The sequence below is a fragment of the Bradyrhizobium sp. CSA207 genome (genome assembly GCF_029051685.1).
GTDB lineage: Bacteria > Pseudomonadota > Alphaproteobacteria > Rhizobiales > Xanthobacteraceae > Bradyrhizobium.
In genome coordinates this window covers 25,906-51,087 of sequence record NZ_JAACFT010000032.1, presented here as the reverse complement: position 1 = coordinate 51,087, position 25,182 = coordinate 25,906, and the positions used below count along the sequence as shown (strand labels likewise).

Below are 25,182 nucleotides of genomic sequence, written 5' to 3'. Positions count from 1 at the left end.
GACTGCGTCCATGCCACCGGTCAATGCGCCCTAGCCGAAGGATTTGGCCCGAGCAGCACGGGAATTGCGCTAAAACGTGCTTTGTCTCTCATCAGCATGGAGAGCGGCATGGCGCAGAACATTTACGGCGATCCCGCCTTTTTTCGTTGGCTACAGCCAGTTATTCCGACAGGTGCGTGGGCTGGACGGCGCTCCTGAATGACCCGAGATCAGAGCTCTGCTGCCCGATCTTGTCGCCAAGCGTGTCGTCGATCTGGGATGCGGCTTGGCTGGGCCTCACGGTGGATGCACGAGCAAGGTGCCGGCTCTGTCCTTGGTCTCGACCTGTCGCAGAACACGATGGAGCGCGCCAAGGCGGTCACAGCGGACACGACGATCGAATATTGCATCGCCGGGCTCGATACGCTGGGGTTGCCCGAGAGGACTTTCGACCTCACTTACAGCGTACTCGCCTTTTACTAGATTCGAGATTTTGCCCGCCTCGTGCGGCTGATCCGCACGGCGCTGTTTCCTGGCGGGCATTTGATCTTCACGATTGAGATCCGATGTTCATGGCAGCGGCACATCCGCGATGGATCAGCGATGAGGAGGGTAGCAAAACGTGGCCCATCAATGGCTACTCCCTTGTGGGGGAATGTCGGACGGATTGGTATTGGTTCGCCAAGGGCGTTCTGAAGTACCACAGAACGCTTGGCACGAGGCTGAACACGCTGATTGATGCGGGCTTTCAAATTCGGCGGGTCAAGGAGTAACAATCATGAAAGCGCTCTTCGACCTCAGCCACCAGCGAAGGCGCTGACATCTACGTCACTGAGCGGTACATCGGCCTCGAACATCCGTTCGCCATAACGCATCTCGGCGGAGCGCTCTCTGGCGAAGCATGACGAAGGGTGGCTTCGCCGAGATCAAGTGCGACGTCTGCAACGGCACGGGATATGAGCCGTCGCGCGAAACGGCGCCTGGTCGCAGGATCTCTCCGGGGCGTTGGAACCTCGCGGTGTGATCACATCGCTACTTGCTGCGATAAATGCTTCACTGCCGCTCAGTATCGGTCGCGATAGGCGCCGCGCCGCTGGCGCGCGAACGCATACTGGGATTGATCCCGCAATAGGCGTCAGTACCGCTCGCGGTGGCCATGCATTGGGCGTAGCTGGAGAATTGGCAATTGCCGGGATAGCCCCATATCTCACCGACCTCCTGACACGGATCGTCAACGGGCATCCAAACCGCGACATCGACCAGCTACTCCCCTGGGCCTACCGCGCTCAAGACCTGAAAGCCGTGGCCTGAGAACGACGCTTACGATTGATCTGCGCACTGTAGGGTCGAGCTCGAGGTCTCAACGGGCTTCCTCGCTGATGGCGTATGGAGCGTAGGCAGTATAACGCAAGCGCTCTCAATCGCCTTCTCAGCACAGCGATAGGGCGTGGGGCTCGACGTTTTAGCGGCCCCAGAAGGCGGTGAGGGGGCGGCAAGTTTGAGTGATCGCCGCGAGTTCGACCGGATCGATAACGAAATACTGAGTTTCGAAGAGCAGCGCCCCCTTTGCCGCCACCGTCCGGGCTACCCGGATGTACTCTACAATCGCGTCCAGCCAGAGAACACTGGTTTGACGATGTCGCAACAGAAGCCTAACGGATTGCTTTCATTGGGTCGCTGGACTGCTAAGGCGTAAGTGAGGGGAGATTTATCTATGCCCCTCATAGCAAGCCGGGTTCGGCGCGAGGTTCACTCCCGGTGAACCAGGTTCTCACGGATTCGGCGAATAGATCTGTCCTTCCGCGGCCGCGCCTTCCAGAGATCTTATGGTGAGTTGTCGCGCCGGGTCTAGCCGGCGGGAGTGATCAAGTCTCGACGGCATCCTCAAAGTCGAAGGAATCGTCGCCCGGCCTACACTCGTCATTGAAGCGCAGCGAGGGCATCTCGACCGGCGACGTCTGAGGCATTCCGTCTGAATCATCCGGTGCCGACTCCCGCTTGACCGCGAAGATCACGGTTCGCCCGGTTTCGAGAACCGACCGGATAACTTTTTCCAGCTCCGCGGATTGGGGGATGGTCGTGCCAACCCAGGAGTTGGTGATCAGTGAGATGAATTCAGTGTTGGAGAGCCGCCTTCCGACGTTGTCGAACCCGATAACGTTGCCGCCCTTCGGCCCCTTGAGCCGTCCGTTCGCATGCAAGCTCTTCCAAAGGTCGAGCGGAAGATAGATTCCCTTGAACAAGCCCTCGTCGTTCGGATTAAACACGACGCGTGGACAGAATTTCAGGAAGAACGGATTGTTGCACAGACGGTAGCCCTCGGGGACGCCGTCGAAGCCGCACTTGGCGAGTTCGGCCAGCAGCGCATCCATACGCTCGATTTCTTGCGTGAATTGATCGCCGTCCCGCCAGCGGAACTCAGCGCCGTCTTTGGCCTGTCCCATCGCCTTGTATTGCACCAGCACGAAGGCGCCATAAGTCTCGTTGTAGTAGATCAGGTCAGCGCCGGTCTGTTCTTCCAGGGGCGTCCGGTTCGCCATGATCACCGTGAGTGCCTGACGGCGATCGCTCCGATTTTTGAAGACCATGGCCGCGACGTTGGAGGCATCGCCGATGGCGTTGAACCCGGGCAAGGATCTGAAATCTTTGATGATCATCACATCTTCGCGGACGCGTGCGCCCGGCAAGCCTTCGAGGAAGGAAGCCGGTCTTCCAGGCGTCGGCGACCAGGAGAGCATTTCAGCCCGCGGCACCCCTGCGATCGCAAGTGCAAGTCCTAGGGATTCCTTTTGCACGGCGAGATTTTCTCTTTCTTTCGATGTCAGACCGCGGATGGCCCGGGGCGGTTCTCCGAAAATCGCGCCAGCCTCGTCGCCTGCCCGGGATCGCTTGCCGTCAATGCGTCCACCACGGCCGCGAACGTCTTGGGCGGTAGCAATCCGCCGTCGCCGAGGATGCGACGAAGGGGTGCTCTGAATTTTGCGGGAACGAGGCCGACAAGTTCTTCAAATGGAAGGGGCCGTTCCAATCTCTGCAACTCGGTCATGTTGAGACGGGCCAAGCCGGTCCCCGCCGACATACCCTTTCGGCCGTGTGCAATGTGTGTGATCGCGCCGTCGCGAAAGCACGCCAGCACGGCCAACGCTTTGCTACCGTAGGAAAAGCTAGGCACGGGTTCGGTGACATACCGCGTGGCGTCATGCCGATTTTCTTCAGCGTAACTCAGAATAATGTCACGCCGGCCCTCCGGAACATGGAGGACGTCAGCGGTTGCGGCACGGATGAGAGAGATCCTTCAGCCGGAAATTCGACGAGTGGCGCAATCCGCAAAGGTAAGTTCCGTAGGACACGGTTGTAAGGGGAACCCACCACAATTGCAGAGGCTGCAACCCAAAAACCGCGTTTGGCTCTCCGTCTTCCGGTTAAGGAGAAAATAAAGAACACCTGCCGCCCCAAGGCGACCTTGGCTATCCGAGGGGCGACGCTTCGAGGTGCGTTCCCAAGGCCAAGAAAGGTAAAAGTCGTCGAATTCCCTGCAATCAGGGCTGACTCCGGATCCTTTATTGAAGTTTTTATAAAAAACCTTTAATATGGATGTATGTCGAGCCTCCGTAGCCAAGGTTTTCCGTGAACCGCGACCATCTCAGCCATGCTGTCCGGGAGCGACTGAAAAGGCTCCCGCCGCCGTTCGATTCCCATTATGGGGTCGTTCCGCTGCCGCCGCCCGAGGAGGGGATTGCGCTGGGGCCGGCTCTCGCACGGCTGAAGGCGGCGGACGCGGCCCTTGTCAGGATTGAGACACTCGCGGCGGAACTCAAGGACCCCTACCTTATCAGCCGTATATTGCCCCGGCGCGAGGCTGTGAGCAGTTCGTCGATCGAAGGGACGAATACTACACTCGACGAACTGCTGTCAGTTGAGGAAAGCGAAGATTCCCCGCAGGGCGAAGCCGCGGTGCAAGTGCGCGACTACGCACTCGCGCTCGATGATTTTCTGCCGCGCGCGCGTAAAGAAAAGCTGGAGCTATTCACGACCGCCTTGGTTCAGGATTTGCATCGCGCCGTCATGCGTGGCGATGCTGATTATAAGGACAAACCCGGCGATTTCCGAGAGCGGGTGGTGTGGATCGGCGGCAGAGGCGACATCGCGTATTCGACCTACAATCCAACGCCTCCCGCCGATATCGCGCCCTGCCTCGAAGAGACCATGAAATACATGCGCTGCGAGGGGATGCAGGCGATGTACCAGAGCTTCATCGTTCGAATGTCGGTAGCGCACGCGCATTTCGAGGCGGTCCACCCATTCCGCGACGGCAACGGCCGCGTTGGACGTCTGCTGCTGCCGCTGATGATGGCGGCGGAGGGAATGATGCCGATATATCTCTCTCCCTACATCGAGGCCCATAAGACTGCCTATTACGATTCCCTCAAGGCGGCGCAGCAACGCCTGGAATGGCATGAAGCGGTTGGGTTCATGGCAGATGCAGTGGTCGGCACAACCGACGAGCTGCTCAGGACGCGCGAGGCCTTGGCCACACTTGGCGCTATGTGGCGCGAACGTCGAAAATTCCGGCAGGGCTCCGCCAGCCTTCGCGCACTCGATGTGTTACCACATTATCCAGTCCTAACCGTAAAGCGCTTGGCTAAACTTCTGGACATCACGGTGCAGGCTGCCTCTCAGGCAGTGGACCAACTCGTCGAGCGCAAGATTCTGGTGGAGCGTACCGGCTATGCCCGCAACCGCGTATTCACCGCGCCCGATGCGCTATCGATTATCAACCGTCCGTTCGGTGAAGATCCGATTCTTCCTTGAGAGGTCCCCGGCACAACCGACAAGGCAACAAATGATGAAGTCCGAGGATCCGCGTTTGATCGAGAGCCACAAAGCGCTTAACTGAGGAGGTCAAAAAGCTCGACGATATGATCGTCACCTTCTCAAATATCACGTCAGCGTAGACCGTTCGATGGTAATCATAGAAGTTAAAAAAACGCTGGAGCTACGAGTCAGCAGCAGATCCGGCTAGTCGGAAGACAACTTAATTTGCTTGCCGATGTGTTCACGCCAAAGACCGAGCCGCTTGATTCTGTACTCGACCAATTCAGCGGACGTACCAAATGACTGCGCAATCTCATCCGAAGAATATTTTTTGCTCACCGCTTCGACTACTGCTCCCCTCGGCAGTAGTACCGCCGAGGCCAAATAGTAGGCATCGTGCTCTTCTGATTTATCGTATGTTCTGCCATATGCTTCGGCTACCCGGGCAATCTTCGTGAGCTTGTGGCCTAGAAGGATGTGCCAGTACTCCTCCAATAGAGTTACGCGCTGACGCTCGATGGTGTGGCTGTCATTTAAAAGCACGACCCAATTCTCATTGTCGGCATCCAGGGGAATAGTCATTGCAGACCATTCGCCGCCGGCAATGCCACGTAATTGTCTCACCGTTTGGGCGTCAAGGCAGTTCGTCTTCCCAACAGGGACAACCTGTACCCCGTCCACTTCGATGCGCAGGCTGTCGATTGGCTCATCCTGCGAGAGCCCGAGATCCACTCTGAACTTCTCAGCGGCTTGCTCAAGCTCTTCTTTCGACAGCGACACGCTCGGAGGAGACGCGTTGTCATCAACATCCTGCTGACCAGTCCAATGAAGTCCAGTCGTCAGAGTTTGGCGCAGGCATTCAGCTGCTTTTAACAATGTGCGGACAGTTGACGATCGAACATTCTTGCCTGCTCGGAAGTGTACGAACGCAACTTTATCAAAGCCAAGTCCCGCGTCCTCGGCATCGGGACCAAGCCATCCCATAAGCCGAATTTTCGAGTTGTTATCTGGCAGTCCTTCCCCGCGTTCGATTCTCGCGAGCGTCGAGAAACTGACGCCTATGGCAGCTGACAGCGCTCGGATGCTCAGCCCTTCGGCCTCACGCTTCCGTCTTATGGCTCGAATCAGCTTTTCTTCGAATGAGGGCATGCTTTCCCTGTGCGAATGGCACGGCCTGACACGCCAGCGATTCAGGCGCAGGCTGTGCGGGTGACACAGACTCGCACAATTCCGATTCGAGGTGAAGCCTCCCTGGGGAAGGACGTCCGGGACTTGTTGCATGAGGTCGGAACTGCATTGGACCAGCACCGACCGCTTCGAGCCCACGTCCATGGCCTGATCACCGTAGACAAGCAGTCCCCGGTAGTCACTGCAACCCAGGAGAATGGTAATGAGCGACAAAGAGCGACAGGACCCTCAGCCCGATCATGGAAAAGGGCCGCCCGGCGGCAAGGGGCAGCCGGTGGACCATGGGCGCCCAGTACCTCATCACGGCTCGGCGGCGACGTCCTGCGTGCCCCCTATGAATGCCAGGTGAAGCGCCTTGCCGAGGCCTACCCCACCCTGCAAACTTTCTCGGATGACGACGGAATGTGGCTTTTCGCTAAGAGCTCGATTATTCCGGGCTTGCCGCGGGAGGCCACGTTTCTCATAGCACTTCCGTATAAGCCGGGTCCCGGCCCTCGCGCATGGGGCTTCTGGACTGGCGCTGCGGAATCCTCGCGCTGGATTGGACCGCGCCACACGAATTTCCGGGACGGCTCGATCTGCGCCTTCTCGCCGAATGAGGGAGCATGGTTTGAAGGCGGTGATCTTCCGACGCTACTCGATCTCTATAGTGTTTGGGCACTCCGTCATCTGCATTTGGAAGTGATGGGGCGTTGGCCGGGAAAGCAATATGGAATCTTAGGTGCGGACCCGAGAGCGGAAGCATATTACCGTCAACGAGAGTGCCGGGATGACGAGCTTTGCGGTTGCGGCTCGGAAACGCGGCGCTACGCAGAATGTTGCAAGGCGTCCGATCTGCGATGCGACTTCATCGAATCAGCTTCTCTCTTCCTTCAGCACACGGGCGGCTTTGAGACTCGCGTGCCACCGCCATCAGTCGTTAGCTTTGTCCAAGGGCAGTCCGCCGCTCCGAAAATGGCGGAAGTCCATTTGCAGCTCCTAGTTTAAATTTACATCTTTTGCTTCTTGCCGTGCTTGACGGCCAATTCGCCAAATTCCTCAAGAGATAGCTGATACCAAGCTTGGCCTGACTTTCCCTTCCAGAGAACTCCACTGGGCTTAATGCGTATGTGCCCTTCTGTAAAACCCGTATCAGCATCAATCGTAGTCTTGCGATTCCGGAAGCTTGAATGCGCAAGCCATTTCTTCCCCAAATGTTGATGTTCGTTCGAACCCATTCGTCTACCTGCACGACGTTCACATGATTCCAGCAGCGGCCTCACAAGTGAATGCCGGTACACAGTTGCAATACCGCGTGGCCGAACTAGCGAGCGTGGTCTGCGCCGCCGGACCGAAGTGCGATTACGTGACTTCGGCGAATGCGGAAGGATCAAGCTGCGCCCGCGAGTTACGGAGGAAGCGTCGACCAAATGCCGCCCGAGCGAGAACTAACGCCCGAATGCTCGCGAGGGCCGCATCCTCAAGGCTCCAAGCTATGATAGCACTGATTTTTCTAACCGATTGCCGCTACGTTCGTTCATCAACGCATCCATGCCGTTGCGGTGCAGCCACAGAAGTCCTCGGGCGAGTTGCCGCAAGTCGTTGCGGTCCGCGCCAATAGGTAACCTTCTTGCACGACGGAGAGCATCGGCAGCCTGCTGCTCCAAAGATGATAGGTTGCGTTCCAACTGCTGCCTGAAATCGATATTTGCCCTTGGCGAATGCTTGTCTATCCCGTTTCAAGTATCAGTATTGTGAAATAGCCCACAATTCATTCCCCCGCTTATGCGCCAGGCACCGTCACTCATTGTCTCTGCCAGATTGGTTGGCTTCCGCCCGAGTTAGAACTCTCCACCAGTGCTGGGCCTGGCTTGTTAGGTGTGTCGCTCTTGCAACGTCACAATTGTTCCATTGGCCTTCGAATCGTTTTTGACTTCACAGGGGGGAGTCCGGCGTTTGATTGTGGCGGACACTGGGAGCTTTTATCTCGAAGACATTTTGAGGCGGGTCCAAGAGGTCGCTGTCCAGCGCCAGCGGCCTCTTCGTTAGCTTCATCGCGAGAGGCCATCCGATGCCGATGCAAGTATGGGCTGTCGCTACGTCGATCGGCTGGACAGTCGTCGCGGCCGTGATCCTGCTCTATTTGATCTTCGGACCTGGCTAATCCGGCGCCCCCTAAAGAGTGCGAGACGCCTAAACGTCATTGATTTGGGGCCCGTGCCAAACAGCGAATTAGAAAAGCCCGCAGAGGAGAAATCGTGTCTGCCGGAGCCATGTCGTAAGGTGATGCTACCCGCAGCGACTACGCGGCTGCCACGGAGCGACACCCACTGACATCGTCGACGTCGACATCGGGATGCCGATCACGGTGGTGCTGATGCTGGTGCTGCCGATGATGATCATCATTGGCGTCGACAACGACATGTCGATCATGCTGATCGGCACCATGCTGCCGATCAGCATGATGCTGCTGGCGGCCGTCGCCGGAAACTATGCCTCACCGAGCAATCGACGGCATTGCCCGGCTCTTGCGATCAGGTGCTCGGCGAGACGCCCGATGATGGCATTGTCCAATCCGTCTTTCTGCGCTTGCTTCCGTACGGCGGCTACAATGTCCGGAAGCTGCTCGGCCATGGAAATTAGTCTGGCGATCACCTTGTCAGGATCGAGGCGCGTTTCGCGCGCGAACTTCTGCCAATCGCGTAAACTAATCTGGCTGAGCTTGTAATCACCGCCGATTTTCATCGCGAGCTTGATCTTCTGCAGATCGACGTCATCGTAGGGAAGAATGCTGGCGATGTCGTAGAGCGGGGCGAGTCGTACGTGAGGGCCTCCGGCCAGCAGCAGTGAATAATTCTTGGCATGAGCATCCGTACCCGCAATCAGCCAATTGAAGCCTAGAGCGTCGACAAATGTGTCAACGTCGGCGACGCGATCCGTCGAGTAGGTGCGCAAAAGCTCGATCACATCGGCAGGGCTTGGTCCGCCATCGTTTTGATACTTCATGGTCGGCAGGATGCCGAGCGCCTGGCAGATATCTTCCTGGTGGACACGGACGATCTCGGTCCCACTGAACTGCCGGTCGTAGCGCTCGATGACGATGGCGATTTCCTTTCCGAAATTCATCACCTGGGTGTCGGCGACGGGCAGACCGAGATTGCGCGCAAGCATGAGGCAGATATGTTCATTTTCCGCGTGTCCATCGAAATGGCCGGTCGGCGGTTTGAGGATATGCGTCGTCGGAATGCGCCCAGAGGGAATTCCCCATTTGCCCTTTTGCAGAAGCAAGGCGGTTTTGGGTTGGGCACCCGCAAGGCTGAATTGTCCGGTATCGCGCGGCAACCGCCATGCGGCGTGATCCTCGCGTAAGATTTCTAGGCGTTTGGCGATCGCCGTCTCGTCGAGCCAATCGACCTTGTCCTCGGCGCCGCTTCGCAAGGTGTCCAGCCGATCAGGCGTGACGAACTGAATGGCACCCGCGCAATCCTCGCCGACGTAAGAGATAAGAGCAAACACGTTGCGCGCGGACACCTGAAATCTTCGAGCCCATCGTTCGAGCACGCGTTCGTTATCCGGCAGGAGTCCCCAGAGGAAAGCCTGCACGGCGGAAGGACCGTGCTCTTCGGCCGCGAGCGGCATGGACAGCGACAGCGGATAGGCTCCTTCGGCCTGGCGCCAGTCTTTGTCATAGACAAAGATGAGCCGGCCGCGGGCGTCATTGCGCACGCGGCCGATTTCCCGACCATCCAGCAGAGCAACAAGTTCGCTTGTCATGCCTTTTTCTTCCTGGCCTTGGCCACGATGGCGTTGATATCGATGGCTTGCCTGGTGGCCCCGCGGGCGGGCGCTTGTTCGGTACTCGCATCCAGGCGAATGTCCAGGGCGTCAAGGGCGCGAAGGATCAGCCCGAGTTCAGCGCGCGCGTGACCGTGCTCGACTTCGATCACCCATTGGCGGCTGACGCCAATGCGTTTGGCAAACGTCGATTGATCGAGTTTGAGTTTCTTGCGTCGGTCCCGAAGGACGGCGCCGAGTTCGGCCGGCGTGCGTATGAGCATGGGAGGGGGATTTCCAAATGTCAGCGTTTGCTTACTTTAACATATGTCGACGTTCGTTGACAAACTCAAAATGTCACCGATCGATGACATCGAGAAATGTCATCGATCGCTGACATATCAATTTCGGCATCGATATTCACCCGGCCCCAGCATCGGTTTCGGCTCCGGCTTCTTCACCGATTATGGCACCGGGGTCGCGATCGGCCATTATCGGCGACAGTGTCTGCATCTATCAGGCGGTCACGCTCGAGGCGCGACTTTCCGACGGATGACAAGGGCAAGGTGATCAGGGGCGACACCGCCATCCGATCTTGGACGACGGCGTCGTGATCTACGTCGGCGAAACGATCCTTGGCCGAATCACCATCGGCCGACTCACGATCGGCCACGGATCGACCATCGGCGGCAATGTCTGGCTGATCCGTGACGTGCGGCCGAACAGCATGGTGGCGCAGGCCACCGCGCGGAACGTTCCGAGCGGCATCTGATCCCTTATCTCAAGCCGTCACTGGCGCTTTCCACCGCATGAAGCGCCGTTCCAGTGCCTCCAGAATGGCATTGAACGCCAGCCCGATGACAGTGATGCCGAGGATGCCGAAATACATCTGCGGAATAAGGAAGCTGTACTGGCTGTTGATGATGAGATAGCCGAGGCCGGCCTTGGCACCGACCATTTCGGACGCAACCAGCACCAGCATGGCTGACGCGCTGGCCAGGCGAATACCGACGAAGATAGTGGGAAGCGCCGCCGGAACGATCACCTTGCGAAACAGCTGCTGCGGGGTTGCACCCATGGTCCGCGCCGACTTGATCAGCAACGGATCGACTTGCTTTACCGCGGCAACGGTATTGAGCAGGAGCGGCCAGGCGCAGCTATAGATGACCATCGTGATCTTCGACAGCTCGCCGATTCCGAGCAACAAGATGAAGACCGGCAGCAGCGCAAGCGGCGCCGTGTTGCGGCAGATCTCGATGAACTGGTTCACGAGATCGCCGAGTCGGGTATACCAGCCGACGGCCGCGCCAAGCGGGACGATCAAGGCGACCGAAATCAGAAATCCGCTCAAGGCGCGCAGCAGGCTGGCGGAGACGTCATCGTAGAGCTCGCCGGTTTGCGCAAGCTGCCACCCTGCGGCGATGACCTCCGAGAAGGGTGGCAGGAACACGGCATCGATCAGCCCGAGCCTGGGAGCCGCCTCCCATGCTGCGAAGAGGGCAATCAGCAGCAATGAGCGGTGCCCGAAGGCAGCCAGCCCGCGGGCCGCGGCGTGGATCCGGTCCACCACCGGCGATGCCGGGCTTTCCACGCTGGTGCGCGGCTCTCGGGGCCCGTGCGCAACCTCCAGCAATGGCAGCATCTCGAGGCTAGACATGGGTGACCTCCTCCACTCTTCGATCTGCGCGCCCACCAGCGCCGGCGGCCAATTGTCCTTGCTGCGCTTTCAGCACTTCCTCGCGTAACGGGCCCCAGACCTCGTGGCCCACGCGGCCGAATTCAGGCAGCGAGCGCACGTCGTCGGCCTCGCTGCGCAGCACGTCCGGAATGTCGATGATCCGCTTGATTCGGCCCGGACGCGACGTCATCACCGCCACCCGCTGGCCGAGCACGATGGCCTCGTCGATACCGTGGGTGATGAAGACGATCGTCTTGCCGGTGGCGCGCCAGATCCGCAGCAGCTCACCCTGCAGCGTCTCGCGCGTCTGGGCGTCGAGCGCGGCGAACGGCTCGTCCATCAGCAGCACCTCGGGATCATAGGCGAGGCTTCGCGCGATCGCGACACGCTGCTTCATGCCGCCGGAGAGCTCATGCGGATAGCGGTCGGTAAAGCCGGACAGCCCGACCAGGTCGAGGAAATGCCGCGCGATGTCGAGACGCTGCTTGGCCTTGAGCCCGGCGATATCGAGACCGAACTCGACGTTCTGTTCGGCGGTACGCCAGGGAAACAGCGCATACTGCTGGAACACGATGCCGCGGTCGCGACCGGGTCCCGCAATCGGCCGGCCATCGAGCAGAATCCGGCCGCTGGTCGGCAGCGTGAGCCCACCCAGCAGATCGAGCAAGGTGGATTTCCCGCAGCCGCTTGGGCCAACCAGGGCCAGGAATTCGCCAGAGCGAACATCGAGCGTGATGTCCTCCAGAGCGGTGAAGTGGCGGCCTGGTCCGCCGCCCTCGCCGCGCACGACGAACTCCTTGCGGACATGCTCGAAACGGATCTTGACAGTGGTCATCGGGCCTCCGCCGTCTTTCCGGGACGGAAATAGTTGAACGCATTGGTGTAGGTGTCGGAAGCCTTGACCTGACCCGGCTTGAACAGGCCGTCCTTCACCAGCCAGTCGATCCACACCTGGATCTCGCTGTCCGAGATCACGCCGCCCTTGGACGCGACGCCGGTGCTCTTCCAGTATTTGATCGAGGAGGCATCCTCGTTGCGCTTGCGCTCCGCGATGATCCCGTCGAACCGGGCCCGCACTTCTTCCGGCGGTGTGATCTGGGCCCATTCGATGGCCCGCGAAATCCCCTCGACCAGCTTGCGCGAGGCATTGGGATTGTCCTTCATGAACTTCTCTCGCAGCACATAGGCGCCGCCGGTGAACTGGCCGAACAGATCGGTGTCGATAAAGAGCGAGCGGATGCCGCCCCGTTCCAGCGCCTTGTCGCGCAGGACACCGCCCAGCGCGCTGACCTCGACCTGGCCCTGGCGCAACGCCTGCTCGCCGCTGACCGGCGGGATCGCCACCAGCGTGACCTGCCTGGCTTCACCTGCGCTGAGGCCGTTGCGGGCCAGATATTCGCGGAGCACGAATTCCAGGTGGGCGCCGAGCGTGTTGACCGCGACCTTCTTGCCGATCAGGTCGCGCCCCGCCTTGATCGGGCTGTCCTCCTTCACGAAGTAGCCGTAATAGGTGTTGGCGTCGGAACCGTAATAGCCGACTACCGCCTTGACCGGCACCTTCGCCGCGATCAACTTGAGGATCGCCCCATAGAACGCGCCGCCGATGTCGATATCGCCGGTGACGACGGTCTGGATGTCCTGCGGCCCGCTGATGCTGTTACCGATCCATTTGAGCTTGAGCGGCGCAAGATAGCCGAGGTCCTCGGCCAGCTCGATAAACGTCACCTGCCCGGCCGATCCCTGGTAGCGGATCTCGGAGTTCTCGAGCGGCGGCTCCGCGAATGCCTGGGCCGTGAGCCCGAGCGCCACGGCGCCGGCCAACAAAACCCGCAACGTCTTGCGGGTGGCACGTCCCAACCGGGCACGCCTTGCGCGACGCAATCGAAGTATAGCGTTCATCATTGCGAACTCTCCTGAGCGAATCCGGATCAAGCCGCTTTGGCGGTCTGGGGCTTGGATGTCTTGACGCGCGTCACGCTGCGGCGCCCGTCGACGCTGAGCGGCACATCGCCATCGATGGTGGCCCGGCGCACAACGCGGTGCTGATCGCCATAGTCGTTGACCGCGTAATGTTGCGTGGCCCGATTGTCCCAGATCGCAACGTCGCCGGCCTCCCAGCTCCAGCGCATGGTGTTTTCCGGCGCCGTGATATGCGACTGGAACAGGTCGAACAGCTTCTGGCCGTCATATTTCGGCAGGCCGACGAAGCGCTGCACGAAATTTCCGAGCACGAGCGTGCGCTCGCCGGTCTCGGGATGGACGCGCACCACCGGATGCTCGGTTTCGTAGATCGTTCCGGTGAACACCTCGTCGAAGTGCTTTCTGTCCGCCTCGGTCGCCCGCGTCTTCACGGCATAGTCATAGGCGTTGCTGTGAACGGTCCACAGTTCGTCGGCGAGCTTGCGCAGCGGCGCCGGCAGGCCGAGATAGGCGGCCGCCGTGTTCGACCAGACGGTATCGCCGCCGTAGGGTGGAATCACCACGCCGCGCAGCACCGAGATTTTCGGATAGGCGTCGACGAACGTGACATCCGTATGCCATTGGTCGGCGCGGCCACCGCCCCGGCCCGAGTCCAGCTCCAGGATCGACGACGTGCCCTTGATCGCGCCGACCGTCGGATGGGGCACCAGCCCGCCGAGCCGGATAGCAAAGCGCTCCTGTTCGGCATCGTCGAGATGTCCCTGGTCACGGAAGAAGATGACCTTGTGTTCGAGCAGCACCCTGATTGATCGCACGGATGGTCTCGTCCGAAAGGTCGCCCGACAGTTTGATGTTCCTGATCTCGGCGCCAAGCCTGGCCGCACGCTTGTCGATGTCGGCGCGCGGAATGACGTTATCGATGGTTGTCGTGTTGCTCATGGTCGTGCTCTCGTCACTGCGATCCCCTGGACAAAGCTCCGCCATACGCCGGTCGCGGAAACGACGGCGGAGATAGATGAAATCATTTCAGGCTACGGGCCCTACTCGGCCGCAACGTGCTCCGGCAGACGGCCCGAGCCGGGACATCGGTCACTGGGATCGGATTGGAGCATGATGAAACGACCTTGCGTTAGGCCTTGAATGGTACGAGCGATCAATCGTCAGTCAATGAAACAAAACCAGCTTTGTTTTCGGCGACAGGCAACGAACGCTTCGCCAGCGATGCTGACACTGAAAGATTCGCAAGGATGTCTGCCCGCCCGGCTGCAAGCGGAACGCAATTTGACGCGGCGCAGCGCACTTTCTCGTCCAGAGACGCAATAAAATCGTTACAGCCGCCGCCGTTTCTCGGCGTGACGACTGCCCCCGCCTTTGATTGACACTCTGCTCGCGAGCTTCATGCTTGCATCCAACTCAACAACACAAATTCATTTCGTCGACACCAGCGTGACTGCAGACGTAGAGTCTCGCTTGTTACAGCTCCCAATGCACGCGGATCTCACACATGAGCGAACGACGGCAGCTTTCCCTCAACTTCTTCATCTATCCAGACGGCCATCACGAGGCTGCCTGGCGCCACAGGAGGTCAGCCGCCGACCGTATACTCGACGTAACCTACTACCAGGAGCTGGCGCAGCACGCCGAAGCGCACAAGTTCGACGCGGTCTTCTTCGCCGACGGCCCGGCGCTGGCGGACAATGTCCGCTACGCCCAGCGGTTTCGGCTCGAGCCGATCACCCTGCTCACCGCGATCGCCTCCGCCACCCAGCGGATCGGCGCGACCTCATCGACCACCTATACCGAGCCCTACAACCTGGCGCGGCTGTTCGCCTCGCTGGATCACATCAGTAGCGGCCGGGCCGGCTGGAACATCGTGACAACGAGCACGCCGCAGGCCGCGCAGAACTTTGGCTTGCCCGAGCATCCTCCGCATCACGAACGCTACGAGCGGGCGCGATCACGCGGCTTTGGGACAGCTGGGAAGACGACGCGCTCGTCAACGACCCGATCTCCGGGGTTTTCGCCGACACCGGCAAGATCCACGCGATTAATCACATCGGAAAGCATTTCCGCGTGCGTGGGCCGCTCAACATCTCAAGGACGCCGCGGGGACGACCGGTCTATGTCCAGGCCGGCTCTTCCGACGACGGACGTGCCTTTGCGGCGCGTTTTGCCGAGGCGATCTTCACCGCGCGTCAGACACTGGCGAGCGCCCAGGAATTCTACGCCGACATCAAGCATCAGGCGCGCGCCTTCGACCGCAGCCCCGATCAGATCAAGATCCTGTCCGGCATCAGTCCTTTCATCGCGAGCACGCAGATCGAGGCCGATCGGCTGCAGGACGAGTTCAACGAGCTGATCCAGCCCGAGTATTCGCTGACCCAGCTGCGCCAGATGATCGGTCTCGACCTCTCCGGGTTTGATCTCGATGGCCCCTTTCCTCGTCATCTGATTGATACCGACGGCGCCCGCGACGTTGCCAGCCGTTTCAAGCTGGTGATCGACATCGTTGATCGCGAGAAGCCGACGATTCGTCAGCTCGTGCAGCGCCTGGCCGGCGCCCGCGGCCTGGGTGATTGCCGGACCGCCCGAGAAGATCGCCAACGACATTCAGACTTGGTTCGAGAACGGCGCAGCCGATGGTTTCAACGTCATGCCGCCCTGGCTGCCCGGCGGATTCGACATTTTCGCCGAGCAGGTCGTGCCCATTCTGCGCAGGCGCGGCCTGTTCCGTTACGACTACACGGGTACAACGCTGCGCGATCACTACGGCCCGGGGCGGCCGGCGAGCCTCTTCTCCAATGTGGTTCGGGCGATTGCATAGGTCGCCGACACTCTCCAAACTGTCGGTTCTTCACGAAACAAACGTACGGACACGAGTAGGTGGCAGAGATGGTTTGATCCAATCGATCGTGCGGCGAAAATGGGGTGATCGCCGGAAGGCAAGACTGAATGGAGGCGTGTTGATGCGCTGACCGACGAGGAGGTCGAAGCGGCGATCAAGAATGATCCCGACTGGCAGGAGTTCATGGACGTCGATTGGTCGGATGCCGTGCTCGTGATTCCACCGAAGAAGAAGGCGATTTCCATTCGCGTCGATGAGGACGTGCTCGAGTCTTCAAGCGCGAGAGCGAGGGCTATCAGCGCCGTCAACGCGGCGCTGCGGCCCTATATGCAGCAGAAGACGGGAAGCGCGCGTAATGACGCTGTAGGCCCGTCCCTCGACAGCCGCTTCGCCCCGTTTGACCTACAAGCTTTGATCGCGGCTACTTGATGCGGCGCCTTCCCTTTGCGACCGCGTATGCCAAATAATTCCAGAATAGCATCCGGGAAGAAGCGCTGATTACCAATCGCGCGCCGGTATCGTTTACGCGCAAGGCGGTGGCGGCACTCTCCGCGAGGTGTTCAAGGATGCGGAAGAGAACTCGTATGCCAAGACGGCTGCCGAGTTCACGCCGATAATCTTTTTTCGACCCGGACGGCATCTGGGAACACGACGCCGAGCTCGACCGGGGCGGTGTAACGAGACGCGGATTGAACGTTCTGCAGCTCGTCCAAAAAGTGTTCCGTTATGGGCGCAAGGACCCTGCGTTGATGCTCGGCAAGCCCAGGTTCACCACGGACTTTGCGGAGATCGATGCCGTCGTTCGCACGCGCGCCAATCGCACAGCACAATCTGGCGGTTGCGCTGAATCCCTCGCGAGCTCATCCGCTGTTGCGCCGACAGCACTGTGCTGCGGTATCGCTTGACTGCCGCTCAGTATCGGTCCCGATAGGCGCCGCGCCGCTGGCGCGCGAACGCATACTGCGGATTGACCCCGCAATAGGCGTTAGTACCGCTCGCGGTAGCCATGCATTGAGCGTAGCTGGAGAATTGGCAATTGCCGGGATAGCCCCATATGCGCCCTTGCAAGCAGTAGCTATCCTGCCCAGCAGGCGCAGGCGAAAAATCATAGGTCTGAGCCGGGGCTTGCCCTGCTGCCAAAACCATACCCGTCATCAGAATAGTCAAAGCCACGGTGCGCATTGGAACCTCCTCGAAGTCGATACAACGCCAGTGCACTTAAGCAGTAGGCAATATTGATCCAAGTCAATTCACGTTCTCGCTCACAAAACTACGCAGGAGGTGGTCCGGAATAGGTTAACTGAAGTAGACCCCGGAAATAGGACCAAACATTAAGGTATGAAGCGTCCTGCTCTGTCTCAACCGATGGAGTACGGATATGACCAACTCACGCAAGAAGTTTAATGCCGCGTTCAAGGCCAAAATTGCCCTGGAGGCACTTCGCGAGGTAGCGACGGTGCCGGAGCTGGCGAAGCGGCATGGCGTTCACCCGAACCAGATCTATGGCTGGAAGAAGCAGGTTCTCGACAATCTGGCGAGCCTGTTCGCGCGCGGCGCGAGTGCCTTGGCGGGTGGCGAGGCGGAGCATGAGCGCGAGACGGCGAAGCTCTATACCAAGATCGGCCAGTTGACGGTTGAAAGGGATTTCTTGGCCAGGAGGCCCGGGCGATGAGTGTCCCCGAGCGCAGGGCGATGGTCGAGCGGCCTGGCGAGAATTTGTCGGTTCGCCGGCAATGTGCGCTGCTGAATCTGGCGCGTTCGGGCGTCTATCGTCCCGGGACGGTCACCGGCGCCGACGATCTGGCGATGATGCGGCGGATCGACGAGTTGCATCTGAAGTGGCCGTTTTACGGCTCGCGGCGAATGGTGTTCGAACTCAACCAGGCCGGCCACGGCATCAACCGCAAGCGCGTGCAAAGGCTGATGCGTGATGGGGATCGAGGCGCTGGTCCCGCGCCCCGGCACCAGCAAAGCCGCGCCCGGCCACAAGATCTATCCCTATCTGCTGCGCGGGGTCAGCATCACCACGCCCAATCATGTCTGGGCCAGCGACATCACCTATATTCCGATGGCGCAGGGATTCTTGTATCTGGTGGCGATCATCGACTGGGCCAGCCGGGCGGTGCTGGCGTGGCGCCTCTCGAATACGATGGACACGGGCTTTTGCATCGAGGCGCTCGACGAAGCGCTGGCGCGGCACGGCACGCCGAAGATATTTAACACCGATCAGGGCGCGCAGTTCACGAGCTCAGCCTTCACCGGCAGGCTCGAGGCTGCAGGCATCGCGATTTCGATGGACGGACGCGGCCGTTTCATGGACAATATTTTCATCGAACGGCTGTGGCGCTCGATCAAGTACGAGGAAGTGCATCTGAAAGCCTATGCCGACGGGCGCGAAGCGCGAGATGGCATCCGATCATGGATGAACTTTTACAATCATCTCCGTCCGCATCAGGCGATGAACAACCAATTCCCCATGGCGGCATGGCGTGCCGGCATGGACCAGATCGAGGCGGCCAAGACTGTGGATATGCCGCTTCGCTTGGACAACGCAAACGCGTTGCCCACATACCCACAGCAGACGCAAAAGCAGCAGCAGGAAGCTGCTTGATTTGAACGACAAGGCAGGCCGGATCACACCTTAACTTCGCCGATCCATGGTCCCAGCTCCGGGGTCCACTTCAAACCGTAGTTAGGATATGCGCGCGCAGTATCACGCGTGACGTGGGCTTGATCGCTTGGGAACGGATAAAACTCGGCGGCGCTCGCGCTTTTCATTTTCAATTTGACCATCCCAATTGCGGCTTCGCAAGCGCGCGTCAGTTGGGACCTCAATCATTTCAAGCCGACGGTCTCATGTCGGCGTTTGGTACATCCTGTCATTGCGCTGCGGCAGTTAGCCCCGGCTTTTCTGACCAATTGCCACTACGTTCGTTCATCAACGCATCCATGCCATTGCGGTGCAGCCAAAGAAGCCCCCGGGCAAGTTGCCGTAAGTCGTTGCGGTCCGCGCCAATAGGTAACCTTCTTGCACGACGGAGAGCGTCGGCAGCCTGCCGCTCCAATGATGATAGCTTGCGTTCCATCTGCTGCCCGGCAAATCGATATTTGGCCCTTGGCGAACCCTTATCTAGCTCACTTCAAATATCAGCATTGTGAAATGGCCCACAATTCAGCCGCCAGCTTGTGCGCCAGCACTGTCACTCATTTCTATGCCAAATTGGTTGGCTTGCGCCTCGAGGAGGAACGCTCCAGCGGTGGTGGCCTAGCCTGTTAGGTGTGTCGCGCTCGCAACGTCACAATTGTTCCATTGGCCTTCGAGTCGTTTTTGACTTCACAGGGTGGCGAGTCCGGCGTTTGATTATGGTGGACCGTGGGTAAGGGCTTTCATCTCGAAAACGCTTTGAGGCGGGTCCAAGAGGTCCAGCGCCAGCGGTCTCTTCGCTAGCTTCATCGGGAGAGGCCGTCCGATGCCGACGCAAGTATGGGCTCTCGCCACGTCGATCGGCTGGACAGTCGTCGTGGCCGTGATCCTGCTCTATTTGATCTTCAGCCCTGGCTAATCCGGCGCCCCTTAAGGGTGCGAGACGCCTAAACGTCGTTGATTGCGCAGTCGTGTCCGCGGGAATGCCGGGCGGATAGACAAGATACAAGGCTGATCGTGCGACCTTAAAAGGAAGATCTGCTTCCACGTGTCGTGCGGAGGCACCTAGATGCGAAACGGGCCATTACGAATCGGAGATTGGAGGGGCGTTCGCCTGAAGAAATAGCCTTGCGCGCGATCCAGCGCTCGCTCGAGTGACGCTGCTGTTGGTCGGACCATCATCCAGCCGTTTGGATAGCGGCGCTGCCGTATGGCAAGCCGATGAATCTGCAATAAGGATCCTCGGGACCGGCAATACTGTCGGGATGATGCTCAGACCGCCAACTAAGGCGCCCTACTTCTTTAGGAGCCTCGGCAGAACGGTTGCGAGGGGTACGGTACCGAGCGGTCGCCCCACTTCATCTGCGATGACCAAAACCTCCGATACGTGTGGCGTACCGCTCTTGATCGCTTCGGCTAGAAGCTCGCGCGCGGCTAATACGGCCTCACCCTCAGCCGCAGATAAATCTGGTAGCTCTGTTCCTTCCTCATCGAGCGTAATCTCGTCGCCGGCGCGTAGGTGAAAGTAGAATCGTCCCAAGGCGAACTCCAATTGAACAGAAACCTATTTGGTGAGTGGATTTTCGCAGACGTATACCAGGCTGGGCAGGAGGCCGCGAGCACCGCCAATTGGGACTACGCAACAATCGGCTCGTGTGTTGCGTTCGATGCTGTACAGTAACGAGATGTCGATATTGATAAATGCAACGCGTCCCGCGTTGACGCTTAAATTCCGCGTTCGAGCGCTCCTTTCGACGGATTTCACCACACCGATCGTCCGATAATTGCGCAGCATTTGGATCTGCAAGGCCGGTGCGAGCGCTTTCCTACGCTGTGATCCGTCTGGTGCTCGAGGAAACAACTCGGCAGCTCAGTCGCGATGTTGACGTGTCCGAGCTGCACACACCTGAAGTGAATTCCGTGGCAAGAGGTATGACGGTCTCTTGCGCCACAGATGGCAACCATGGCAAATCAACTGCTCAAGGCGCCCAGCTCGTTGGTGCAAAATGCGCCACCTTCGTTCATTCAGGCCTGAGCAACGAGCGCATCGCCGCCATCGCCCGCTTTGGCGCGCAGATGATCCGCGTCGACGGCAACTATCACGATTCCGTCGTCCAAGCATCGCGAGTTGCGGCTCAAGAAGGTTGGATCACAGTATCTGACACGTCCTGGCCTGACTACGAGCGGATCCCGCGCTTTGTAATGCAGGGATATGCCGCACTTGTGAGCGAAGCACTACGCCAGTTGCCGGAGCCGCCGACACACGTCTTCATCCAGGCAGGCGTCGGTGGGATCGCCGCAGCCGTTGCTGGACATCTATCGGTTTTGTTGGGCGACGACCGCCCGTGCTTCACAGTTGTCGATCCCTCGCGGGCAGCATGCCTCTTCGAAAGCGCGCGGGCCGGGCATCCTGTCGAGGTAGATCATGGGCAATCGACCGTGATGGCGATGCTCGAATGCTACGAGCCTCCGCTCGTCGCTTGGCACTTCCTTTCGCGCACAGCGGATGCTTTTATGGCTGTCGACGACGAGGACGCAATCAGCGGGATGAAACGTCTGGCAAATCCGAAGCATGGCGATCCCGCTGTCGTTGCAGGCGAAAGTGGTGGTGTCGGCCTCGCAGCCTTACTGAAGGCTGCTTCCGACCCGACCTTGCGTGGTAAGATTGGTCTTGGACCCAATGCACGGGTCGTCCTGATCAACACCGAGGGCGCGACTGTTCCTGTCCTGTACGAACAGCTCGTGGGTGCGACGCCAGCGGAAGTGACCGCGAAGCATATTAAACCGGTCAAGAACAGGACAACGGATGGGGCGAGCTCGTGGGGCCTTTTGTAAGTCGTCCCATCCGTACGCCCTGGGAGACTGGCCAGCGTTCGGCTCTTACAGAAGGCTCATCGCCGCGCAGAGGCCGCCCCCCCGCGCGTCCCTTCGAGCTGGGCACGCGGATGGCTCAGTCAGAAAGAGGGGTCTGGCATGCGCCGGTGCTCTCCGACTTGTCGGCTGGACTCAAAGCAGCCGCCGGTGGCATCAACGCCGGCAATGCCGCAGCCTATGCGCAGGCTGGCGCTGATGTTCTGGTGACGTCGTCACCCTATATGGCGAAGCCGAGAGATGTACAGGTACGGATCCTCTCGGCCAGGGGGGATGCCAGTCGGCCAATGAGTTTCAACTCCGGTACAGCCGAAGCAACTGAACTAAGTCCAAGAAAGCAGAGCAATGATGCCGAAGAATGCAAAGTTGGCAACCCGACTTCCTGCGCTGCTGGGGGCTGAGATTAGGCCTCTCGACCGTCCATAGAGCGAAGCTCCGCTCGAGTGCGGCAGGATCCGACAAGAGCCCATCCTTTCGGATCGCGAAGCTCAATCGCGTAGTCCGGACGTCGCGAAAGCATAACGCCAGGCTTGCGCTAGAACGGACGCTCCGTTGGATGGACCGCTCGCGTCCCCCAAGCCTTGCAGCGCTTGCGCGACGCGTTCCCTGGCCGCGTGACGCCCATGACGGAGGGGTCCGGTTCCCTCGTTCGGGAAGCCAATCGTCCGGCTGTCGAAGCTGAGGCGCCGCGGGTCACATCGCCCGATACGCCGCCGGGAAGCGTGATGGCCGAGGCATCGCCCGTTGCGCCGCCGGACGATCCTCCTTTCCCGATGGCTTGATGTAGGCGCGCGGGCCGTCCTGCTGGCTATCTATGATAGCGAGCATTTCGCGATTAAGCATCAAACTATGTTTGCGCTTTTGGTTAGTTGGTTTCCAGGGCTGCGCATCGTGAGCTCAAAAGTGCCAATAAGGCCAATTCTTCTCGTAAGGCAAAAACTTGGGTCCAAATACAAGGCGCCTCGGCACAGCGGTTGCCGTCTGGCCCAAATGTTGCCCCTTGGTATGACACGTTGACAGAAAGATCATACGAGAGGAGCTCCGGTCTTGGCTAAAGTGCATCGCGTCCGGCTGGTTCGACGAGCTTAGGCAGTTCGGCATCAACTTGCTATGGCATCCGTCGGTCAGCGAAGAGACCGGCGAGGAGGTGGTCGAGGTGCTACTCGACCTGCTCCTGCTGGAAGGATCAGTGGCGCGGGGGCCGAACGACACCGGCCGCTTCAACATGCTCGCGGGCACCAACCGTTCGGTCTATCGCTGGATGCTCGATCCTGCGCCGCGCGCCGACTATGTAATCGCGGTCGGAAGCTGTGCGGCCTATGGCGGCGTGCCGGCCGCCGGATCGAACCCGACCGATGCGGTCGGCTTGCAATTCGAAGGAGCCGACAGCGGCGGTGCGCTGGGCGCGGACTTCCGCTCGCGGCTCGGTCTTCCCGTCATCAACGTCGCGCCGCATCCGGGCTGGATGATGGAAACCATCCTAGCACTGACCACCAACGACCTTGCCGCCACCGACCTCGATTCCTACGGGCGGCGGCCCAAATTCGTCGCCAATCACCTTGCCCATCACGGCTGCTCGCGCAACGAGTTCTAAGAGTTCAAGGCCAGCGCCGAGACCATGTCGGAGCGCGGCTGCCTGATGGAGCATCTGGGCTGCAAGGCGACGCAGGCGGTCGGCGACTGCAACCAGCGCTCCTGGAACGGCGGCGGCTCCTGCACCAAGGGCGGCTATGCCTGCATCGCCTGCACGTCGCCGGGCTTCGAAGGGGCGCAGAACTTTCTGGAGACCGCCAAGCTCGCGGGCATTCCGGTCGGGCTTCCGACCGACATGCCGAAGGCGTGGTTCGTCGCGCTCGCCGCGTTGTCGAAGTCCGCGACGCCGCGCCGCGTGCGGCTTAACGCGACCGCCGACCATGTGGTCGTGCCGCCGGGTCGCGCGACGACGAAGGGCAAGCCATGACGCGGATCACGATCGGCCCGTTCAACCGCGTCGAGGGCGATCTCGAAGTCCGCCTCGATGTCGAGAGTGGCCGCGTCATGCGCGCCGAGGTGACGGCGCCGCTCTAGCGAGGTTTCGAGCAGATCCTGAAAGGTCGGCCGCCGCTCGATGCGCTGGCGCTGGCACCGCGGATCTGCGGCATCTGTTCGGTCTCGCAATCGGTCGCGGCTGCGGCCGCCCTGCGCGCCGCCATGTCGATCGAGGCGGCGCCCAACGGGTTGCTCGCCACCAACATCGCCCATGCCGCGGAGAACGCGGCCGACCATCTGACCCATTTCTGCATCTTCTTTATGCCGGACTTTGCCCGCGAGGCCTATGCCGCCCATGGCTGGCACGAGGAGGCGCGCGAGCGCTTTGCCGCCACCCGCGGCAGCGCGGTGCCTTGCCGGCGCGGGCGCGGCTGCTCGAGACCATGGGATCATTGCCGGAAAATGGCCCCACAGCCTGGCGTTCCAGCCCGGCGGCACTACGCGCGCCATCGATCTCGGCGAGCGGATCCGGCTCTTGTCGATCACGACGGCGTTTCGAGGTTTCCTCGAGCGTATCGTCTTCGCGGATTCGCTGGAGAACGTGCTGGCGATCGCAACCGCCGACGAGCTGGACGGCTGGCGCGATGGCCGCGGCGGCGACTTCGCGCATTTCCTGCGGCTTGCGGACAGTCTGGCATTGACCAGGCTCGGTCGGGGCACGGGGCTGATGATGAGCTACGGCGCCTATCATGGTGTCGACGGCGAGTTGTTTCCGCGCGGCCTGTTCAGCCAGTGCGCAATCGTCGAACCGCTGCCGCTGACGCAGATCACCGAGGACGTCTCGCATGCCTGGATGCGGGATTCCTTTGCGGATCCCGCCCATAGCAGCACAGTCCCAGATCCCGACAAGCCGGCGGCCTATAGCTGGTGCAAGGCGCCGCGGCTGTCGGGCCAGCCGATCGAGGTCGGTGCGATCGCGCGCCAGACGGTGGCGGGCCAGGCACTGATCATGGATCTGGTCGCGCGGGACGGCACCAACATGCGCAGCCGCGTGATCGCACGGCTGATCGAGACCGCGCGCATCGCGCTTGCCATGGAGCAGTGGACGCGCGCGCTGCGGCTGTCGGAGTCGTTCTGCGACAAATCGCGCGAGCTCCCCGACGGAAGCTATGTCGGGGCCGCCCGCGGCAGTCTCGGGCACTGGATGGCGGTGCGCGATCGAGCGCTACCAGATCATCGCGCCGACCACCTGGAATTTCTCGCCGCGCGATTCCTTCGACGTCGGCGGCCCGCTGGAGCAGGCGCTGGTCGGCACTGATGTCGGCGACCCCGGCCCGCGTGCGGTTGCGATCCAGCACATCGTGCGCTCGTTCGATCCCTGCATGGTGTGCACCGCGCATTGACCGGAAACTTCGTTGCCGGCTGCAAATCGAATTGTTTCCGCTTCTCGTGTTGGCAGCGTCCTCGCGTACCGTTCATGAAAGTGGTTCAAATTCGCAACGTTATGGAATCTCTCCACTT

The 25,182-nt window shown here is 60.2% G+C and carries 15 protein-coding genes and 8 pseudogenes; 12 read left to right on the top strand and 11 right to left on the bottom strand.

The features are described from left to right. The first annotated feature begins 285 nt into the window (after positions 1 to 285). Positions 286 to 462 carry a methyltransferase domain-containing protein gene (locus tag GWG65_RS30355; protein WP_275199161.1) on the top strand — a complete coding sequence of 59 codons (177 nt, stop codon included), beginning with the start codon at positions 286 to 288 and terminating at the stop codon, positions 460 to 462. 580 nt (positions 463 to 1,042) lie between these two features. Here the strand turns inward: GWG65_RS30355 and GWG65_RS30350 are convergent. Continuing rightward, positions 1,043 to 1,182, bottom strand: a pseudogene (locus tag GWG65_RS30350) (DUF3551 domain-containing protein); the annotation flags it as partial. On the opposite strand from GWG65_RS30350, the pseudogene GWG65_RS30345 reads away from it, so the two are divergent. Beyond that, positions 1,183 to 1,290 (top strand): annotated as a pseudogene (locus tag GWG65_RS30345) (transposase domain-containing protein); the annotation flags it as partial. Between the two features lie 554 nt (positions 1,291 to 1,844). Here the strand turns inward: GWG65_RS30345 and GWG65_RS30340 are convergent. Beyond that, on the bottom strand, positions 1,845 to 2,774 hold the full coding sequence (locus GWG65_RS30340; RefSeq protein WP_275199160.1) for a hypothetical protein: 930 nt from the start codon (positions 2,772 to 2,774) through the stop codon (positions 1,845 to 1,847). 832 nt (positions 2,775 to 3,606) lie between these two features. Here GWG65_RS30340 and GWG65_RS30335 point away from each other — a divergent pair. Further along, entirely contained in the window at positions 3,607 to 4,791 is a 1,185-nt protein-coding gene (locus GWG65_RS30335; RefSeq protein WP_275199159.1) for a Fic/DOC family N-terminal domain-containing protein, read from the top strand. Between the two features lie 207 nt (positions 4,792 to 4,998). On the opposite strand, the gene GWG65_RS30330 is transcribed toward GWG65_RS30335, so the two are convergent. The 4 genes from GWG65_RS30330 to GWG65_RS30315 form a co-directional block, all read right to left on the bottom strand. Then, entirely contained in the window at positions 4,999 to 5,943 is a 945-nt protein-coding gene (locus GWG65_RS30330) for an XRE family transcriptional regulator (protein WP_275199158.1), read from the bottom strand. A gap of 2,307 nt (positions 5,944 to 8,250) precedes the next feature. Continuing rightward, positions 8,251 to 8,424, bottom strand: coding sequence for a hypothetical protein (locus tag GWG65_RS30325; RefSeq protein WP_275199157.1), 174 nt, complete (start codon positions 8,422 to 8,424; stop codon positions 8,251 to 8,253). 27 nt (positions 8,425 to 8,451) lie between these two features. Next, a complete protein-coding gene (locus GWG65_RS30320) occupies positions 8,452 to 9,735 on the bottom strand; it encodes a type II toxin-antitoxin system HipA family toxin (RefSeq protein ID WP_275199156.1) in 1,284 nt (427 codons plus the stop codon). After that, entirely contained in the window at positions 9,732 to 10,019 is a 288-nt protein-coding gene (locus tag GWG65_RS30315; RefSeq protein WP_275199155.1) for a helix-turn-helix domain-containing protein, read from the bottom strand. The genes GWG65_RS30320 and GWG65_RS30315 overlap by 4 nt, the downstream gene beginning before the upstream one ends. 311 nt (positions 10,020 to 10,330) lie before the next feature. Between GWG65_RS30315 and GWG65_RS40505 the strand changes: the two genes are divergently transcribed. Then, entirely contained in the window at positions 10,331 to 10,507 is a 177-nt protein-coding gene (locus GWG65_RS40505; RefSeq protein WP_342760681.1) for a hypothetical protein, read from the top strand. A gap of 9 nt (positions 10,508 to 10,516) precedes the next feature. On the opposite strand, the gene GWG65_RS30305 is transcribed toward GWG65_RS40505, so the two are convergent. The 4 genes and pseudogenes from GWG65_RS30305 to GWG65_RS30290 all read right to left on the bottom strand — a co-directional run bounded on the left by GWG65_RS30305 (position 10,517) and on the right by GWG65_RS30290 (position 14,272). Further along, positions 10,517 to 11,428: an ABC transporter permease gene (locus GWG65_RS30305; RefSeq protein WP_275199154.1), complete on the bottom strand. Its 912-nt coding sequence runs from the start codon at positions 11,426 to 11,428 to the stop codon at positions 10,517 to 10,519. Next, positions 11,385 to 12,248, bottom strand: a complete 864-nt coding sequence (locus GWG65_RS30300; protein ID WP_275199153.1) for an ABC transporter ATP-binding protein — start codon at positions 12,246 to 12,248, stop codon at positions 11,385 to 11,387. The genes GWG65_RS30305 and GWG65_RS30300 overlap by 44 nt, the downstream gene beginning before the upstream one ends. Beyond that, positions 12,245 to 13,270 (bottom strand): ABC transporter substrate-binding protein, encoded by a 1,026-nt coding sequence (locus tag GWG65_RS30295; RefSeq protein ID WP_275199152.1) that lies wholly within the window; start codon positions 13,268 to 13,270, stop codon positions 12,245 to 12,247. The genes GWG65_RS30300 and GWG65_RS30295 overlap by 4 nt, the downstream gene beginning before the upstream one ends. A gap of 71 nt (positions 13,271 to 13,341) precedes the next feature. Next, a pseudogene (locus GWG65_RS30290) lies at positions 13,342 to 14,272 on the bottom strand (TauD/TfdA family dioxygenase). A gap of 565 nt (positions 14,273 to 14,837) precedes the next feature. Here GWG65_RS30290 and GWG65_RS30285 point away from each other — a divergent pair. The 3 genes and pseudogenes from GWG65_RS30285 to GWG65_RS30275 all read left to right on the top strand — a co-directional run bounded on the left by GWG65_RS30285 (position 14,838) and on the right by GWG65_RS30275 (position 17,083). Then, positions 14,838 to 16,157, top strand: a pseudogene (locus GWG65_RS30285) (LLM class flavin-dependent oxidoreductase). A gap of 204 nt (positions 16,158 to 16,361) precedes the next feature. Then, the gene (locus GWG65_RS30280) at positions 16,362 to 16,607 is read left to right on the top strand and encodes a hypothetical protein (RefSeq protein WP_275199151.1); all 246 of its coding nucleotides are present in this window, start codon (positions 16,362 to 16,364) and stop codon (positions 16,605 to 16,607) included. A 260-nt stretch (positions 16,608 to 16,867) separates the two neighbouring features. Further along, the gene (locus tag GWG65_RS30275; protein WP_275199150.1) at positions 16,868 to 17,083 is read left to right on the top strand and encodes a hypothetical protein; all 216 of its coding nucleotides are present in this window, start codon (positions 16,868 to 16,870) and stop codon (positions 17,081 to 17,083) included. 7 nt (positions 17,084 to 17,090) lie between these two features. Here GWG65_RS30275 and GWG65_RS30270 read toward each other — a convergent pair whose 3' ends face one another. Beyond that, a complete protein-coding gene (locus tag GWG65_RS30270) occupies positions 17,091 to 17,324 on the bottom strand; it encodes a DUF3551 domain-containing protein (protein WP_235940516.1) in 234 nt (77 codons plus the stop codon). A 232-nt stretch (positions 17,325 to 17,556) separates the two neighbouring features. Between GWG65_RS30270 and GWG65_RS30265 the strand changes: the two are divergent. The 5 genes and pseudogenes from GWG65_RS30265 to GWG65_RS30245 all read left to right on the top strand — a co-directional run. Then, positions 17,557 to 18,666, top strand: a pseudogene (locus tag GWG65_RS30265) (IS3 family transposase); the annotation flags it as partial. Positions 18,667 to 20,634: 1,968 nt separating this feature from the next. Next, positions 20,635 to 21,657: a diaminopropionate ammonia-lyase gene (locus GWG65_RS30260; RefSeq protein WP_342760680.1), complete on the top strand. Its 1,023-nt coding sequence runs from the start codon at positions 20,635 to 20,637 to the stop codon at positions 21,655 to 21,657. 170 nt (positions 21,658 to 21,827) lie between these two features. After that, positions 21,828 to 21,950: pseudogene (locus GWG65_RS30255) on the top strand (ModD protein); the annotation flags it as partial. Positions 21,951 to 22,717: 767 nt separating this feature from the next. Beyond that, positions 22,718 to 23,653, top strand: a pseudogene (locus GWG65_RS30250) (HupU protein). After that, positions 23,650 to 25,064 (top strand): annotated as a pseudogene (locus tag GWG65_RS30245) (nickel-dependent hydrogenase large subunit). Before GWG65_RS30250 ends, GWG65_RS30245 begins: the two co-directional pseudogenes overlap by 4 nt. The last annotated feature ends 118 nt before the right edge of the window (positions 25,065 to 25,182 follow it).